This is a genomic window from uncultured Actinomyces sp. (genome assembly GCF_963542285.1).
GTDB lineage: Bacteria > Actinomycetota > Actinomycetes > Actinomycetales > Actinomycetaceae > Pauljensenia.
This window is the reverse complement of the sequence record NZ_CAUTWQ010000007.1, coordinates 1-15,973: the sequence shown is the minus strand read 5'-3', so window position 1 is coordinate 15,973 and position 15,973 is coordinate 1. Positions and strand designations below refer to the sequence as shown.

General features: G+C 57.2%; 7 protein-coding genes and 3 tRNA genes. 5 read left to right on the top strand and 5 right to left on the bottom strand.

Going from position 1 to position 15,973, the window contains the following annotated elements:
• Positions 1 to 21: 21 nt before the first annotated feature.
• Positions 22 to 759, top strand: a complete 738-nt coding sequence (locus tag RW023_RS04405) for an HNH endonuclease family protein (RefSeq protein ID WP_399499346.1) — start codon at positions 22 to 24, stop codon at positions 757 to 759.
• Positions 760 to 873: 114 nt separating this feature from the next.
• Here the strand turns inward: RW023_RS04405 and RW023_RS04400 are convergent.
• Positions 874 to 946, bottom strand: a tRNA-Arg gene (locus RW023_RS04400).
• 254 nt (positions 947 to 1,200) lie between these two features.
• Between RW023_RS04400 and RW023_RS04395 the strand changes: the two genes are divergently transcribed.
• Positions 1,201 to 3,147, top strand: coding sequence for a solute carrier family 23 protein (locus tag RW023_RS04395; protein ID WP_315580052.1), 1,947 nt, complete (start codon positions 1,201 to 1,203; stop codon positions 3,145 to 3,147).
• A 440-nt stretch (positions 3,148 to 3,587) separates the two neighbouring features.
• Here RW023_RS04395 and RW023_RS04390 read toward each other — a convergent pair whose 3' ends face one another.
• From RW023_RS04390 to RW023_RS04375, 4 genes are all read right to left on the bottom strand, one after another.
• Positions 3,588 to 9,497: an SdrD B-like domain-containing protein gene (locus RW023_RS04390; protein WP_315580051.1), complete on the bottom strand. Its 5,910-nt coding sequence runs from the start codon at positions 9,495 to 9,497 to the stop codon at positions 3,588 to 3,590.
• 200 nt (positions 9,498 to 9,697) lie between these two features.
• Positions 9,698 to 9,786: transfer RNA gene (locus RW023_RS04385), tRNA-Ser, on the bottom strand.
• 76 nt (positions 9,787 to 9,862) lie between these two features.
• A tRNA-Ser gene (locus tag RW023_RS04380) sits at positions 9,863 to 9,949 on the bottom strand.
• A gap of 76 nt (positions 9,950 to 10,025) precedes the next feature.
• Complete coding sequence (locus RW023_RS04375) at positions 10,026 to 11,390, bottom strand: AGE family epimerase/isomerase (protein WP_315580050.1); 1,365 nt, start codon at positions 11,388 to 11,390, stop codon at positions 10,026 to 10,028.
• Positions 11,391 to 11,566: 176 nt separating this feature from the next.
• Between RW023_RS04375 and pgm the strand changes: the two genes are divergently transcribed.
• The 3 genes from pgm (at position 11,567) to RW023_RS04360 (ending at position 15,944) form a co-directional block, all read left to right on the top strand.
• Positions 11,567 to 13,240 carry a phosphoglucomutase (alpha-D-glucose-1,6-bisphosphate-dependent) gene (gene pgm, locus RW023_RS04370; RefSeq protein ID WP_315580049.1) on the top strand — a complete coding sequence of 558 codons (1,674 nt, stop codon included), beginning with the start codon at positions 11,567 to 11,569 and terminating at the stop codon, positions 13,238 to 13,240.
• Between the two features lie 156 nt (positions 13,241 to 13,396).
• Positions 13,397 to 14,614: a hypothetical protein gene (locus tag RW023_RS04365; protein WP_399499344.1), complete on the top strand. Its 1,218-nt coding sequence runs from the start codon at positions 13,397 to 13,399 to the stop codon at positions 14,612 to 14,614.
• Positions 14,607 to 15,944, top strand: a complete 1,338-nt coding sequence (locus tag RW023_RS04360; protein ID WP_315580048.1) for a hypothetical protein — start codon at positions 14,607 to 14,609, stop codon at positions 15,942 to 15,944. The genes RW023_RS04365 and RW023_RS04360 overlap by 8 nt, the downstream gene beginning before the upstream one ends.
• The last annotated feature ends 29 nt before the right edge of the window (positions 15,945 to 15,973 follow it).

Below are 15,973 nucleotides of genomic sequence, written 5' to 3'. Positions count from 1 at the left end.
GTCAGAAGGAGGTAAGTGTTGATGCGCCGAAAAGGTCCCAGACGCTCACGGCTTCTGATGGGGGCTCTTCTTATATGCGCGATTGTGGCAGTGGCCTTCGCGCTTGTCCACACTGGAATCGTCGGCGGTACTTTTGGCGTGTGGGGCACAGGGGTGAATAGTTCCAGCGGTCCTTCGGATTCTTCCTTAGGGAGCGTGGATGATAGCGCGAAAGCCCTGGATCAACTTCCCGTGCTTCAGACGCGCAGCGGATCTGTTCCACGCTATTCACGTGATGAATTTGGTCAGCGATGGGCAGATGTCGACCGAAATGGCTGCGATACGCGAAATGACATCCTTCGAAGGGATTTACGCAGCCTGCAGATGAAGACTTCTTCTCCGAACTGTGTGGTTGTCGGGGGGATCCTTGATGATCCTTATACGGGTAGAACGATTGATTTCCGCAAGGGTGAGGATTCCTCAGATCAGGTGCAAATCGACCACGTTGTTGCGCTTGCCAATGCGTGGCGCAGCGGTGCGTGGCAGTGGGATGCTCCACGTCGACAAGAGTTTGCGAACGATCCAACAAACTTGCTGGCTGTTGACGGCAATGCAAATCAAGACAAAGGGGCGAGCAGAGCAGATCAGTGGCTCCCGCCGAATGCTCGTTATCGCTGTGCGTATGTGCAGCGGCAAATCGTTGTGAAGAGTTCCTGGGGATTGGGGGTGACCCCTCGGGAAAAGAAAGCGATGAAAGCGGTGCTCGATCACTGTGAATAAAGGGAAGGGCCGAAGGGGAGTGCCCGTGCTATCGCGCAGATCTGCACGCCGACGTGGGGATAGGCGGGTATAGCAAAGCCCCGACCGATGGGACGCACCGAGCGGGGCCGCTTGCGCGCTCGAAGGGACTCGAACCCCCAACCTTCTGATCCGTAGTCAGATGCTCTATCCATTGAGCTACGAGCGCATTGCCGTTTGATTGGCCGAGAAATAGTTTAGGCACAAGGCGCCTTTACAAGCAAACTCATAAATGCGTCATCAATCACATCAGCCTCTTTTTTCTGCGGAGGAAGTCGCAGAATCTTGCGGAAAAGAAAGAAAACTTATGCGAGTTTGTCAATCAATGCAACCGAAATGTCCGTGAAACGCTGCTTTCCTTGCTTCTTACGGATGGGTAAGAATTAAGAGGTCCATTTTTGAGTGACATGCAGGAGCAGCGCAATGGCAAATAGCCATCCAAAAATGTCCACCACTCGAATCGACCCGGTCGATGCGGTCCCTTCTTTCCCCAAGCTCACAATCCTCGGTTTTCAGCATGTCCTGGCGTTTTACGCCGGGGCAGTTGTCGTTCCACTGGTAATTGCAAGTGGTCTGGGACTTGACTCGGCTACTACTGTTCACCTGATCAATGCGGACCTCTTCACCTGCGGTATCGCGTCAATCATCCAATCTGCAGGTCTTGGCCCGAAGATTGGTGTTCGTCTTCCCTTACTTCAAGGCGTGACATTTACGGCTGTTTCGCCGCTTATTGCAATCGGTTTGGCTGCTGGTGGGGGAGTCGAAGGCCTCCCGACGATGTACGGCTCGATTATCGTTGCAGGCATTGCAACTTTCTTTGCCGCGCCCTTCTTTGCGAAGCTTCTTCGTTTCTTCCCACCGGTTGTTACCGGCACGTTGTTGACCGTTATGGGAACGACCCTTATCTCGGTTGCCGCAAACGACATCGTGTACTGGGGGACTGAGGCAGCGAAGGTTGGTGCCGATCCCATTCCTGGAACTCTTCGCGGACTTGCATACGCTCTGGGCACTTTGGCTGTCATTGTCGTTATCCAGCGCATTTTCTCTGGATTTATGGCGACGATTGCCGTCCTTTTGGGTCTGCTGGGCGGAACGATCGTCGCGTGGATTCTGGGGGATGCGAACTTCTCTGCGGTCTCTCAGGCGGCACCGATTGGAGTCACCACTCCATTCTTCTTTGGAATTCCAAAGTTCTCAGTTGCGGCGATTATCTCGATGCTCATCGTCATGGCAATTACCGCCGTCGAAACCACCGGTGACGTGTTTGCAACCGGCGAGGTTGTGGGTAAGCGCATCACTCCTTCGCACATCGCAAATGCTCTTCGCGCCGATGGCCTGTCGACCGCGCTGGGTGGTGTCCTGAACTCTTTCCCCTACACGTGCTTTGCACAGAACGTTGGTTTGGTTCGTCTCACGCGCGTGAAGTCGCGCTGGGTCGTTACTGCTGCGGGCGTTTTCATGATCATTCTGGGAATCCTGCCCAAGGCTGGCGCGATTGTCGCCTCGATCCCGAAGCCCGTTATCGGTGGAGCGTCTCTGGCAATGTTTGCAGCCGTTGCTGTTGTCGGTATTCAGACCCTTTCCACTGTTGATATGCGCGATAACCGTAACTCGGTGATCGTTGCGACCTCGCTTGGCTTGGGGCTGCTGGTCACTTTGAAGCCAGAACTCGCGAGCTACGTGCCTTCGTGGATGCAGATTCTTTTCGGCTCAGGCGTGACGATCGGTTCAATCTGCGCGATCATTCTCAACCTGCTCTTCTTCCACATCGGTCGTAAGCCTTCTCCGGCTGTTTCAATGGTTGATGGCCGTCCGCTGGACTTGGACGCAATTAATCGCCTTGATCAAGCACAGTTCACTCGCGCCTTCGCTCCCATGTTCTCGGGAGTGACGTGGCCGGTTGAGCGTGCGTGGACACACGCTCCTTTCGAGTCGGTCGCTGACCTGCGCCACGCCTTCCAGGATGCAGTTGGCCAGGCTGACCGTGAAGAACAGGAAGCTCTGATTTCCGGTTACACCGACATCGTTGATCTGATTCTGGGTGGTGAGGCCGATGAGCAGGCCCTGCTGGACACCGGTTCGACGCTCTTGGGTGACTTTAGCTCGGAGAAGCAGGAAGAATTGCGCGCGCTTGGTCAGGCCTACCATGAGCGTTTTAACCGCCCGCTGATCGTATGCGTCTCGCGTGTGGATTCGGCCGATCAACTTCTTGCTGATGGTTGGCGTCGTGTTGAGGGTTCTGATCTTCGAGAGATCCGCGTGACCTTGAACGAAGTCATGCAGATTGCCGAAAACCGTTTCGAGGCCATGGTTGCCGACGCGAACCCCATCCATTCCGCGTGGGCACGTTCCTTTGACCAGTTGAACTAAGGTTTCGCCACTGACGAATACTGATTAGCGTTTGCCTCCGGGTGCTCATTGAATGAACTGCGCCCGGGGGCAAACTTTTGTCGCTCTGCGTTGCCCTGCACGGCCTCCCTCCTCGTTCTCGCCCCTTCGCTCCCTCCCCCTCCCCATCCTCCCCATCCTGGTTTAGCTCATTCATTCCGGGTCTATTGCTGTTCTAAGGCGGCAGGTGAGCGAGCTAAACCAGGAAAGAGAGAGCTAACGGAGGAATGGAAGAGCTAAAGCATGATTCGGTGATCTAATCCCAGCGCGCTCCGAAAAGACCGCAGGTTGGGCAGCATAAAGCAAACTCACGAAAGTGTGCTCTGGGGACGTAACGATAAAACACGCAAAAGGGCCGGGCCCCGATTTTCATCGGGGCCCGGCCTGTGCTTTGCGCTTAGAAGCGCATTCGCATGATGCGATCAGTCGCGGCGCTTGCGAGCGGCACCGACAGTCCCAACGCCTGCTGCGAGCAGCATGGCGGTGAGGATTGCGATCCACTGCGCATCCGAACCGGTCTTCGCCAGGATCGACTTCGCGGGCTGCGAAGGTGACGGGGCGGCCGGGATCAGCGTGAGCGGGAAGTCCATATCAAGGTTGACTTCGCCCTCTGCCACGGTGACATCCTTGGAGGTTGCCACTGCCTCGTAACCGGAGGGAACCTCAATCGACACGCTGTAGGTGCCGGGGAGGACTCCCTCGAAGCGGTAGTTACCGTTTGCGTCGGTCTTCGTGCGAGCAACTTCGTTGCCAGATGCATCCTTGAGGATGACGGTTACACCGGGGACACCGGGTTCGCCGTTGTCGACACCGTTGTGGTCCTGATCGTTCCACACGCGGTCACCGATGGTCGCCGGCTTCACGAAGCCGAAGTCAACGCCCTGGACCGAAGAGTCACCGATGGTCACCGATGCCTCGGTTGCGTTGCGACCGTTGTAGGCCTGCGTGTTGGTCAGACCAGCCAGATCACCGGTGGTGGGATCAACGATCGACACCTTGTAGTTGCCGGGGGCAAGACCGGTGAACTGGTAGTTACCGTTCTCGTCCGTCGTCGTGGTCACGGGGTTGCCATCCTTGTCCAGGACGGGGTTGCCGTTTCCATCAAGCAGGGCAATGGTGCGTCCTGCGAATCGAGCTTCGGTGTCGCTCTTTGAGTAGCTGGCATCGGAGTCGCGGTAGAGCGTTCCTCCGAGGTTGTAGCCACCCTTGAAGGATGCCGAGGACTCGTTATTCGTCGGGTTATCACCGTACTGATCCTGGTGCGTGATCGTTGCGACGTTCGTGATCAGCGAGCCAACGCCCTCACCGGTGATACGCACGGTGATGGTGATGGTCTTGACCTCATCCTTCGCAATGGTCAGGTTCGACAGATCCCACTTACCGGTCTGCGCGTTGTAAGAGCCATCGCCTTCAGTGGACACGAAGGTAACGCCTGCGGGCAGCTTATCGGAAGCGGTCACACCGGTTGCCACGCTCGGACCATTGTTGGTCAGAGTGAGGGTGTAGGTAATTTCCTTTCCGGGTGCGAAATCGAAGGTGTCCTGCTCCTCTGCCGAGGGAGTGGTGATCGCCTTCTTAATCGCGGTGTCGGCTGCTGCAGTGAATGCCCAGTCCTGGTCCTCGTTGGTCATCGAGGTCGGGGTCAGGGTGACCTTAGAGCTCAGGGAGAGGGTTTGGTTCTCCGAGGCCTTCACGTCGCCCGAGGGTGCGTGGCTCTGAGCGGTGCACTCGGGGCAAGCTGTTGCCAGCGATTCCTGATCGACGGCGACTGTGTAGTCTCCGGGGGCCAGATTCTCGAAGGAATACTTGCCGTTCTCATCGGTTGTAGTCGTGAGAGTCTTCTCAACTCCTGCAGGAGTCGTGTAGGTCAATGTGACCTTCACTCCAGCAAGCGGCTTATCTGCGCCAGAGGGAGCAGAACCACCATTGTTGTCGACATCCCAGAAGATCGTGTCACCGATCTTTCCGTCTGCAACGAGGCCCAGATCGTAGGTCTCGTTCGCTTCGCCTTGGGTCAGGATCGCGGAGCTTTCGAGGCCGTTAGAATCCGTTGCGGAATTAGCCGCGTTACTCGTGGTCGCAGAGTACCCAGCAGGAAGGGTGAAGATCACCTTATAGCTGTCGTTACCGTTTGAGGCAAGCATTCGATCAACGTTCGGCAACAGGTTCGAGAAGGAGTACTTTCCGTTCGCATCGGTTGTTACCGGCTCGACGGTCTTCCCGTTGGCATCGACAACCGGGTTGCCGATGCCGTCGACCAGGGTCACCTTGACGCCTGCGACGCCATATTCGTCGGCATCCTGGATGCCGTCCTTGTTGGCGTCGAACCACACGTAGTCACCGAGTGATGCAGGCTTGACGAATCCAAAATCAACCTTCGAAACGTTGGCGTTCGAGGTGGTCAGAGAAATCGTCGGGGTTGTGAGCTTCCCCTTGCCTGCCTCGCTGCGCGTGGTCGAGGTCTGGTAGCCGTAGGTCTGCGTGTAGTCGGACAGCGATGCGTTCTCTCCGTCAATGGTGGCTTGGTCGGGAACGACCTCAACCTTGTAGTCGCCCAAAGGCAGGCGGGTGAAGGTGTAGTTGCCATTGGCGTCGGTAGTCGCGGTGATGTCAGCGCCAGAGGAATCCTTAACGGGGTTGCCGTTGGCATCCAGCAGGCGGACAGTTACGCCTTCGAAAGGCTTGTCGATTCCGGGATCATTCGTCCAGGTGGCATCCGTGTCGTTGTAGATGGTTCCGGTGATGGAGCCGCCAACGGTGAAGGATGCGCTCGAGGTGTTGTTGTCCTTGTTCGAATCAACCTGGTCATAATCGCCCAAGGTTGCGGTGTTCGTGATGGTCTTGCCCTCGGTGTAGGGGTTGACCTTCACCAGAACGTAGAGCGTCTGGGTTCCGTTCACCGCAAGGTTTGTATCCAACTGGCCGGAGGGCATTGCCTCCCAGTCGGTGTCCAAATTCGCGAAATCCGGGTTCGAACTGTGCTGTACGCCGACGCAGGGAGTGGTTGCATCAGTCTGGCACAGGCGGACCTGCGAGGAGATAAATTCGATTCCCTGCGGAAGGACATCCTTAATCTTCATACCAGAAGCGACAGCCGGTCCCTTGTTATTCAAGGTGATCGAGTACAGCATGTAATCGCCGGGCATAACCGGGTCGGTCGACTCGATTGTTTCCGGGATTCCATTTGCATCCATGACCGGCTGGTCGCCGTTCACCTTAACGCGAGCAACCGTCTTGGTGACCGACACGTCAGTGGAGACGTTGATGCCGACCTTGGGTGCTTCGTTCGGCTGCAGGTACGAGACCTTACCGTTTTCGGTAACGCCGCCAGCCATTGCAACGGAGTTCCAAGCGATCAGGTTCGCGTTGACCGGAGAGGTCATTGTTGCCACGAACTGGATTCTTTCGCCGACCTCAATATCGCGGTTCATAACCAGGCGGAAGCCCTTAACGGTCGTCAGGTCAGATGGGGCGGGGCCCCAGGCGTTGGGCGTACATCCCGCAGGACCATCGTTCATTGCGCCACCGACGCTCATCACTTCACCGCGGCAGGGGTTATCAACCGTCGTGTACTGGATTGTGATATCCGAGGCAGGAACCTCGGTGGTCACGGGATCCTGACCCGACTTCTCCTTGATCGACTGGAAGGTCCAGTTGGTCGAGTTCAGGTAGGGCTGCCAAGAGGAGCCGCGTGCCTGAGAAGAGGCAGGGCCAACGCCCACGTCACCCTGGTGGGGGAGGATGTCATAGGCGACAACCTCCGTCAGGGGAGTGTTGCCAGCGTTTGAAATGGTGAAACGGTATGCGCCATCCGAACCCGGATCGATCTTTGCGACCTCTCCGGCAGGAACGAAGTCAGCATCCTTATTGCCCTTGACTTCCTTCGTGATGTTCATAGCGGGGGTGGTCGCAACGTTGAAGTTGGCATTGGCGGAACACAGGTAATCCTCAGTTGAGCCATTGCCGTTGACGTCGAAGGTGTCTTTGTCACGACCGCTGATGCAGTAGTTCGTGTTGCGCAGGCTCTTGTCTACAGCAACGTCCTTGGCTCCGTCACCGGGCATGTAGGTCATTGCCTGGTTCACGGTTTGTCCAGCAGGTGCGGAGCCACTCACAGTCGTGTCGAAACTCGTGAAAAGAGACCCCTCGACCGGGTCGGGAACAATCATGCGGAGCAGGGTGCGTCCCGTACCGTTGTAGTTCTTCGTGATCTCGATCTGAACCTTGCTGAGGTCGTACTTGCTTCCATCAGGGTTGGTCAGAGTCGAACCAGAACTGAGGCTGACCGAAGATGCATCGTCGATGTCAAAGCCTTCAGGAAGAAGATCTGCAATGGTAAACGGTGTGGGCTTGCCGCCTTGAGCAGCGGTACGAACAGAGCCGTTGACACCGAAAGATGCTGTCCTTCCAACGACTACGGGATTCGTCCTGACGGCCTTGACTACTCCCACACTGGGGAAGTCGTCGCGCACGCGCATCCAGGAGCACAATTCATCGCTGGAAGCGAGGACTGCACCGGTGTCCTTATCCGTCAGAGTGCCGGTTGCACAGTTCTGGAAGCGGACATAGTCGGGAGAAGCTACATAATTGTAGTACTTCTCAGGCGGGAGGACCGGGTTGTAGCGGCTGGCGAAATCTGATGGTTCTTCCGTGGGGAGGGATGCGGAGATTGTGCCTTGGAACCAGATAGATGCGCTGGTCTGAGGGGCAACATCGCTATCGATGGTGAAGCGGGTGATCCATTCACCATCGGGAAGGGTGATGTCAGTCGTCTCGGTATAGTTGGCGACAACGTGATTACCCTTATTGGTCCAGTATTCGAAAGTCCAGCCGTCCCTATCTTCGTAGCCAGACTTGCTGAAGATGTTGAAGCGGTAAGGGCTCACCATGGTCGGTTGATCACAGTTGCCAGCTGCAGCCTTTGCGTCCTGAGAAGACCATGTGCACGGCAGGGTGTCATCGAAGTGAACGTGTGTCGTCGTATTGCCGGTGTTGATAGCGCCGAGACGCCATTGAGTGAGGCTCTTACGAACTTGGTACTGGTTGTCGTTACCGGTCTTAATAACGCGACCAGCAGGATTACGAACTGCGAAACCGTGGGTGATTTCAGAGCTCTTGCTCATGACGGTTGTCGGGTCATTCTGAACCGCAGCCGTGATGGTGGCCTTGTTTGTCACCGTGTCGGCCGTCGTTACCGAACCTTCGGGGTATTTCACGGTAACGAAGGACTCGATGGGGTTTTGCCACGCCCACTTGTCATAGGACCACGTGACAGTGTGCGTTGCCGCATCGTAAACGCCGCCGTTGGTAGCGGAGACGAATACTGCCTTTGCAGGAAGCGGATCGACGACCTTGATGTCCTGGACCTGCACGAAGTTGGTGCCGTTGACGCCATTCTTCAGTGAGGAACCATTCCAACGGATGCCGACCTTATTGGGGTTGTCCTGGTCGATCTGCTGGTAGCCGTAACGCAGCTTATAGGTCGTTTCGCCGCCGACAGCAGGGTAGCTATTCGGGTTTGTCGAACCGCTCTTCTCGATGGCGATATCGGTCTCCGCGGTCCACTTGGTGGTCTTTGAGTCATCGATAGAGTCAGCGTTGCTAGCCGTGAAGTTCACCTGTTGGGTGGTCGTTGAGTTGTTCGGCGCATCGTTGCCGTCGTAGGTCCAGGTGATCTGGATACGGTCGGAGGTTCCCGCGGGGATCGACCCCTGCAAGGGGAAGACGAGTCTCGTCATCCTCGGGTTGCCCTCGACAATGCTCCGCTCGGTGCGCAGAACCGTCGAACCTGTCACGGCAACTGCAGTGTAGAGCTTGTCTGTCAGCGCCGTACCTGCAGGGGTAACGGGCGCAGGAAGCAGCACTTCAATACTTGCACCTTCACAGGGGGTAGTCACTGACGAGCAGGCGTAGTTGATCGTCGTGATTTGCTTGTCGCGAATCGCAAGGGTCGAACTATCGTTCGTGACCGTCATTGCCAGGGTTGCCGGCCTCGAGCTGGTCGCACGTGCGCGACGTGAACGAGGTTGGTTTGACTCTGCAGAGGTGCCTGCGTCCTGAGCGGAGGTATCCGAGGTGTTCGCCTCAGTTCCGCCTGCTACAGGGGTCTGTGAGTCGGAGGCTGCCGCCTGCTCGGATGCGGAGGCGCTAGCGTCGCTAGCATTCTCCGTTTCTGAGGCAGAGGCTGCCTGGGTGGTTTCGCTTGCGCTGTTGTTGTCTGCCGCGACACTACCGTTAAACGGAGTGAAGGAAGTCAACAGAAGCGAGGCTGCTGCAAGAGCTGCAACACCCGCCGCTCGCGCGCGCGTTTTTAAGAGTTTGGGATGTGACATCGAAAATCTCTCTCAATCGCACAGTTTATAGGGATTCAGTGTCTAATCTACAGTTTGAATAATCACTGGGCAATTACTTGTGGAATTGGTCATTTCAAACTATTTCTTTCAAAAAAGTTGTTGACTGATAGCCATTTGTATGCTGCATGTTCTGGGTATAGCAAAGCCCCGCGATTCCAAGGGAACCGCGGGGCTATTTGCGGAGACGGCGGGATTTGAACCCGCGAGGGGCGTGAACCCCTACCTCCTTAGCAGGGAGGCGCACTCGACCGGACTATGCGACGTCTCCAGTGCCGACTACTCTAAGGCATTTTCCCGTCGCGTGCGAAATGCGCGCGCTGGGAAGCTCAGCGTCGCCGGTACAGCGGAGGGCAAGGGATTCGAACCCCTGGTGCCATTGCTGACACAACGGTTTTCAAGACCGTCACCTTCGGCCACTCGGTCAGCCCTCCAGACCCGCCAATCATAGCGGATCTTGATCTATTCGCACATTCGTCTTTCCGAATGTGCCCTCGATCCCTTTATTTCTCAGCGATGGCGACGGAAAGGTACCCACGAACGGCGGTCAGCTGGCGCCTCTTCTGGATGGTCCAAAAGGCCTCGGGAAATCGCGGACGCAAAAGGTGGCCACATCGGCACTCGGCCAACCAAAACGCACTGAATTGCCCAGGCGATATCCCCACTGCGGGGCCTGGACTCTTCAATCCGCTCATTGTCAAAGGACAAGGCGTGCAGCCACTGTCCAGGCTGGACGATAAGCTCATCGTTAATGAAATCCAACCACGAGCGGTAGCAGTGTTCGTAGTGCTCGACTTCACCTTCGCTGGCACCGTCATCGCGCAGTGCTCGTGCCAGTGATACCGCGGCGCAGACGCCTTCGCAGGCGACCCACATGAAGTGTCGGTCGTCCAGAATTTCTGCCTCGTGATGCTCGAAGCCCACCGAGGTCACGAATCCCGCGTAGCCCTTCTTACGCCATCCATCAACGCGTGCTCGCTCGAAGAAGTCTTGCCCGGCCTCGAGAAGCGTGTCATCGCTCGTACGTCCCAGGGACCTCAAGGCTGCGCGAACCTGAATGCACAGCCGCGACCAGCGCAGCAAGCTGCCGATCTGCACGCCCTCAAGCACCGGAGTTGCAGACCAATGCTCCCATTTCTTCGACCAATCGGCCTCGGTCTGGGGAACGGGGGAGAGCTCTTCGATATCGATGTATTCGCCCACCCGCCACGAGGCCTCGCTTCCCATCTGCACGACCGCGCGGGTGATGGATTCGGCTCGGTCGATCCATACGGGGTCGGCGGTCGCCTCGGCAGCTGCTAGGTACGCCTCGGCGGTCGAAGCTAGGGTTCCAAGGGAGATAATTGGCGCCTTGTGCTGTGTACTTCCCGAGGCTATGGCTCCGTAGACCAGTCCGTTGGGGGCAAGCCAGCGGCGCTCTTGCTCGTGGAGGGCGTCGAGGAGGAGCTCGTGGGCACTGGGGCGATTGGCAACAGTTGCGGCCGCGCTCGCACTGATGAGCAGTGCGTTATCAAGTTGGTAGTCGATCTCTCCGCTGCGCACCTCAGCCTTGTATTCATCGGAATTGATGGTTTCCGGATCGTCGGTGGCGGTCGCTTCGGGAAGCTTTTGAAGGTGATCGTGGATGACGCGGCGAAGGGTTTTAGTCGCGTGGTCGGCATAGCGTCGTGAACCGGGAAGGCCAAGAAGTGTTCCCAGGGAAAAAGCGTGGAGCATTCGAGCGCTGAGGGTGAATTGATCGCGCTCGCTGGGTTCCTCGCCGTCTGGACCTTCGCTAAACCCCGAATGTGTCGTACTCACTTTTGCTTCTGCGATCAGTGCTTGAAGTTGTGCTGACAGCCAGCGATTGTGCTCGATCGAATCCAACCAGCCCATGGGGTTCTCCTTTGTCTTCCATGCATGTCGCGCTGCGTCGTTGCCGGGGCGATATTCACATTGAGTTTAACGCAAGGGAGTAAAGCGTGTGGGTAGGCCAATCTGTTTGCGCAGTGGATCTGTCCCTTATCGTGAAATACCTTGCACGGTTTAGGGAAACATTGCAGACTGAAAGCATGCATGAAAGAGCTGGCACTGTTGCCCTTCCCGAAGACCTTACTGATATTGATGCGCTGATTTCTGCGTATTACGACATTGAGCCGGATCCCTCAAACCCCGATCAACGGGTGTCTTTTGGTACCTCCGGACACCGCGGTAGCGCATTCGATGGCAAGTTCAATGAAGCACACATCGTTGCGATTACCCAGGCGATTGTTGATTACCGAGCCGAGCAGGGCTTCAACGGCCCACTTTTCATTGGTCGCGACACCCATGCGCTGAGCGAACCCGCATGGCGAACCGCTTTGGAAGTCTTGGCCGCTAATAACGTCGATGTTCGCATCGACGCACGTGGTTCCTACACTCCGACCCCTGCGGTTTCTGTGGCGATTCTCGGTGCAAACGGTGCTCCCAAGCACCTGCGTACGACTGGGGAAGGGCTGGCTGACGGTATCGTGGTCACCCCCAGCCACAACCCGCCTCGTGACGGTGGCTTCAAGTACAACCCGCCTCACGGTGGTCCCGCGGACTCCGATGCGACCTCGTGGATCGCCAAGCGCGCCAACGAAATCCTTGAAAAGGGCTGGCGCAGCGTCGATCGCGTGCTGGGTTCGGACCTGTTGGATCACCCCTGTATCCACCGCTTCGACTACCTTGCCTACTACGTCGATCAGCTTGACCAGGTCATTGATATCGATGCGATTCGCGAGGCCGGCGTGCGCATTGGCGCCGATCCCCTGGGTGGCGCTTCGGTCGACTACTGGGGAGCGATCGCCGAGCGCTATGGTCTTGAGCTCACTGTGGTCAACCCCAATGTTGACCCCGCATGGTCGTTCATGACCTTGGACTGGGATGGAAAGATCCGTATGGATTGCTCCTCTCCCTATGCAATGGCTTCTCTTCGCGATGCGATGACTCCGGATGAGAACGGAAACACTCCCTACGACATTGCGACCGGAAATGACGCTGACTCGGACCGTCACGGAATCGTGACACCCGATGGTTTGATGAATCCGAACCACTACCTGGCCGTTGCGATCGAATACCTTTTCACGCATCGCCCGAACTGGCCCGCAAACGCTGCAGTCGGTAAGACTTTGGTGTCTTCGGCCCTCATCGACCGCGTCGCTGATTCGATTGGCCGAAAGCTCATCGAGGTCCCCGTCGGCTTCAAGTACTTCGTCCCCGGGCTGGTTAGCGCCGAGCTCGGTTTTGGTGGCGAGGAAAGCGCGGGAGCCTCCTTCCTTCGCAAGGACGGCACCGTGTGGTCCACCGATAAGGACGGAATCATCTTGGCCCTTCTGGCCTCTGAGATTCTGGCCGTCACCGGTAAGACTCCCTCGCAGCTGCACGAAGAGCAGGTGGAGCGTTTCGGGGCCTCGGCTTATGCACGAATCGATGCACCTGCGAACCGTGAAGAAAAGGCAAAGCTTGCCGCTTTGTCTCCCGAGGATGTTTCCGCAACCGAACTGGCTGGTGACCCCATCACCGCAAAGCTCGTGCGCGCTCCGGGTAATGATGCAGCAATCGGCGGCCTGAAGGTTACGACTGACGTCGCATGGTTTGCGGCTCGTCCCTCGGGTACCGAGGACGTCTACAAGATCTATGCCGAGTCCTTCCGTGGAGCCGAGCACCTTGCTCAGGTTCAGGAAGCGGCAAAGCAGCTGGTGAGCGAGGCCTTGAAGGGCTGAGTTCGCGTTCATAACCTTTGTGAGGGGTGCGGGGCGGCGGACGGCCCCGCACCCCTCACAGTTATTCGCGTTCAGGATTTGAGGCCTTGGTGGAAAAAGAGCCTCCTGACCGGTACCTTTAAGGGGTCTCATTAAAGCAGGAGAGGTCCGGTAAAAATGGTGGAGAAAACGCGCGAAGGTGCGGATACGTTAACCTCTGCACGCCCGCCTTTTCCCTGGCGCCGGATGATCCTGCTCGTGGGGGCGGCAGTTGCGCTTCTTGCAGGACTTGACGCAGCTCTTGTTCGTTTGGGTGCCCTTGCTCCCGTGAGCTCCACTGATTTGGGTGCAATCCACGGAATCCTCATGGTCTACGGCTTCCTGGGAACAGCGATCTGTTTAGAACGTGCGGTAGCGCTGAACTCTCGATGGGCCTACCTTTCCCCGGCCGCCTCGGCGCTCGCGGGAATTGCCGCCATCGTCATCTCTCAAAGCCCTGCGGTTGCCAATTTCATTGCCGCATTGCCGCTTCCGGCTTACCTCAGCCGCATCCTTCCCGGATATCAATCCCAGCGGATGCTCCCAGCGGTGCTGTGGACAATCTCCATGATCACCCTGGTCATGATCTATCGGCACGTGTGGAGAAAACGTCAGGCCTCCTACGCAGTCCTCATCCAGCTGATTGCTGCCTGCGTCGGCCTGTGTGGGATCCTCTTGTGGATGCGAGGCCTGGAAGTCGCTCTCATCATGCCCTGGTGGCTATTCTTCTTGGTTCTGACGATCATTGGTGAGCGCCTTGAATTGGCGCGCCTTGCCTTCAGTGAGACAACCGAGAAACGGATCCTGGTCTGGGTCGGCGCTCTGTTCATCTCGCTTGCGTTAACGCTGATTGTTCCCCTTGTTGCCTACCCACTTCTGGGGATCTCCCTTGCAGCCCTTGCGATCGATATGGGATATCACGACGTCGCTCTCAAAACCATCAAAATTCCCGGAATCCCGCGTCTTGCAGCAGTCGCGATGCTCGCGGGATATGGGTGGGCACTGCTCCCAGCCGCTCTGTGGATTACCGCGCCCCCGACCTTTTCCGGCTACGGATACGATGCGAGTGTTCATGCCCTGACGATTGGTTTCGCAGTCTCTATGGTCATTGCGCACGCACCGGTTATTATCCCCTCGGTGATTCGTCGCGAGGTTCCCTACCACTTCTCGATGTGGGTCCCTCTGGTTCTTTTCCACCTGAGCTTGCTGATTCGTTTCCTGTCTGGCGCGCGCGAGGCCGCACTTCCCTGGCGTTTTGGCGGAGCGCTGGGAGTGTGTGCATTCCTCCTCTTCGTCATTACGACTGCGAGCGTGACAATTGTGAACACGAGGCGTGGGCGGGTCACCCATGCCTGAACTTGCTTCGCCTCCCGCGTCCACGCTGACGCCCGCAAAGACCTACCGACAGCGCAGTGATACCTTTACTTCGATCTGGATGATCATCGCGGTCGCAATGGCTATTGTTACGCTGGTCGTTAAAAGCCGGATGCCTCAACCCCTGTGGACCATGATCCATCTGGTGACCCTGGGCGTCTTGAGCAATGGAATTTTCCAGTGGTCGTGGTTCTTTGCTCGCTCGCTCGCGCGCTTGTCCGCTGATGACCCGCGAGCGCGCCGTCACAACACCATTCGCATCCTGATCTTCAATGCCTTCTTCGCCGCGCTCTTTGTCTCAATGTGGATAGGATGGATGGTCGGTACGATGATCGCCGCGACCGGAATTGCCGCAGTCGCTGCGTGGCACGGTGCTGAAATGCTCTCGGTCCTTCGTGAACGCCTGGCATCCCGTTTCGTCATCGTCGTCCGCTACTACGTGTGCTCGGCCTCATTCTTCGTTCTTGCCGCGCTGCTGGCTTCCTTTGTCACAGCAACGATGTTCTCTCCCTCCATTCCCGAGGCCTTGGTCGCGATGCGCGATCGCCTGACCCTCGCTCACGCCCTCAGCGGCGTCGCAGGATGGGTTGGTCTCGCGATCGGCGGAACGGCCATTACCTTGGGGCCAACGATTCTGCGCACTCGGATGTCTCCCGATGCAGTTAGCAGCGGTGTGCGGGTTCTTCTTCCCTGGTGTTTGAGCCTGCTCCTAGCAATCGCGGGCGCCCTTCTGGGAGTGATGCCCCTGGTTGGAGCAGGGATTCTTACGCTTGGGACATGCGCAATTGTCGGGATCGTTTACCCTTACGCAAAAGTCCTTCGAAATAAAGGCCCGCGTGAATATTCCGCCTGGTCATTCCTGCTTGGCTTGCTGTGGATTAGCGTGGGAGCGTGCGCTCTGGGCGTCGCGTCACTGTTCGTCTCCGGCCCCTCTCAGCTTCGCGCGCTCACTCTCATGTGGCTTCCCATCATTGGAATTGCCGGATTTGCGCAGCTTTTCCAAGGCGCTCTGTCCTATCTGATGCCGGTCGTAATTGGCGGTGGTCCCTCCATCGTCCGAATCGGTATTGCGATCATCGACTGGCAATTTCCCCTACGTCTGGGGTTACGAAACAGTGCCCTGATCCTTGAGCTATTTCTGTTCTTCGCGGGCGATAGCCACTTTGTTCACGTGCTTCGAATGGCGGGATGGCTTCTTGTGATCTCAACCTTCGTCATCGATGTTGTTATCTATGCAAAAACTGGCGTAATTCAAGCGCGGGCGCGCCGCGCGCGCAGTGAAACTCTGAGTGAAAGTAGGAAGGCTCAATGAGCGAAGAAACCACCGGACCCTCGCGGGCA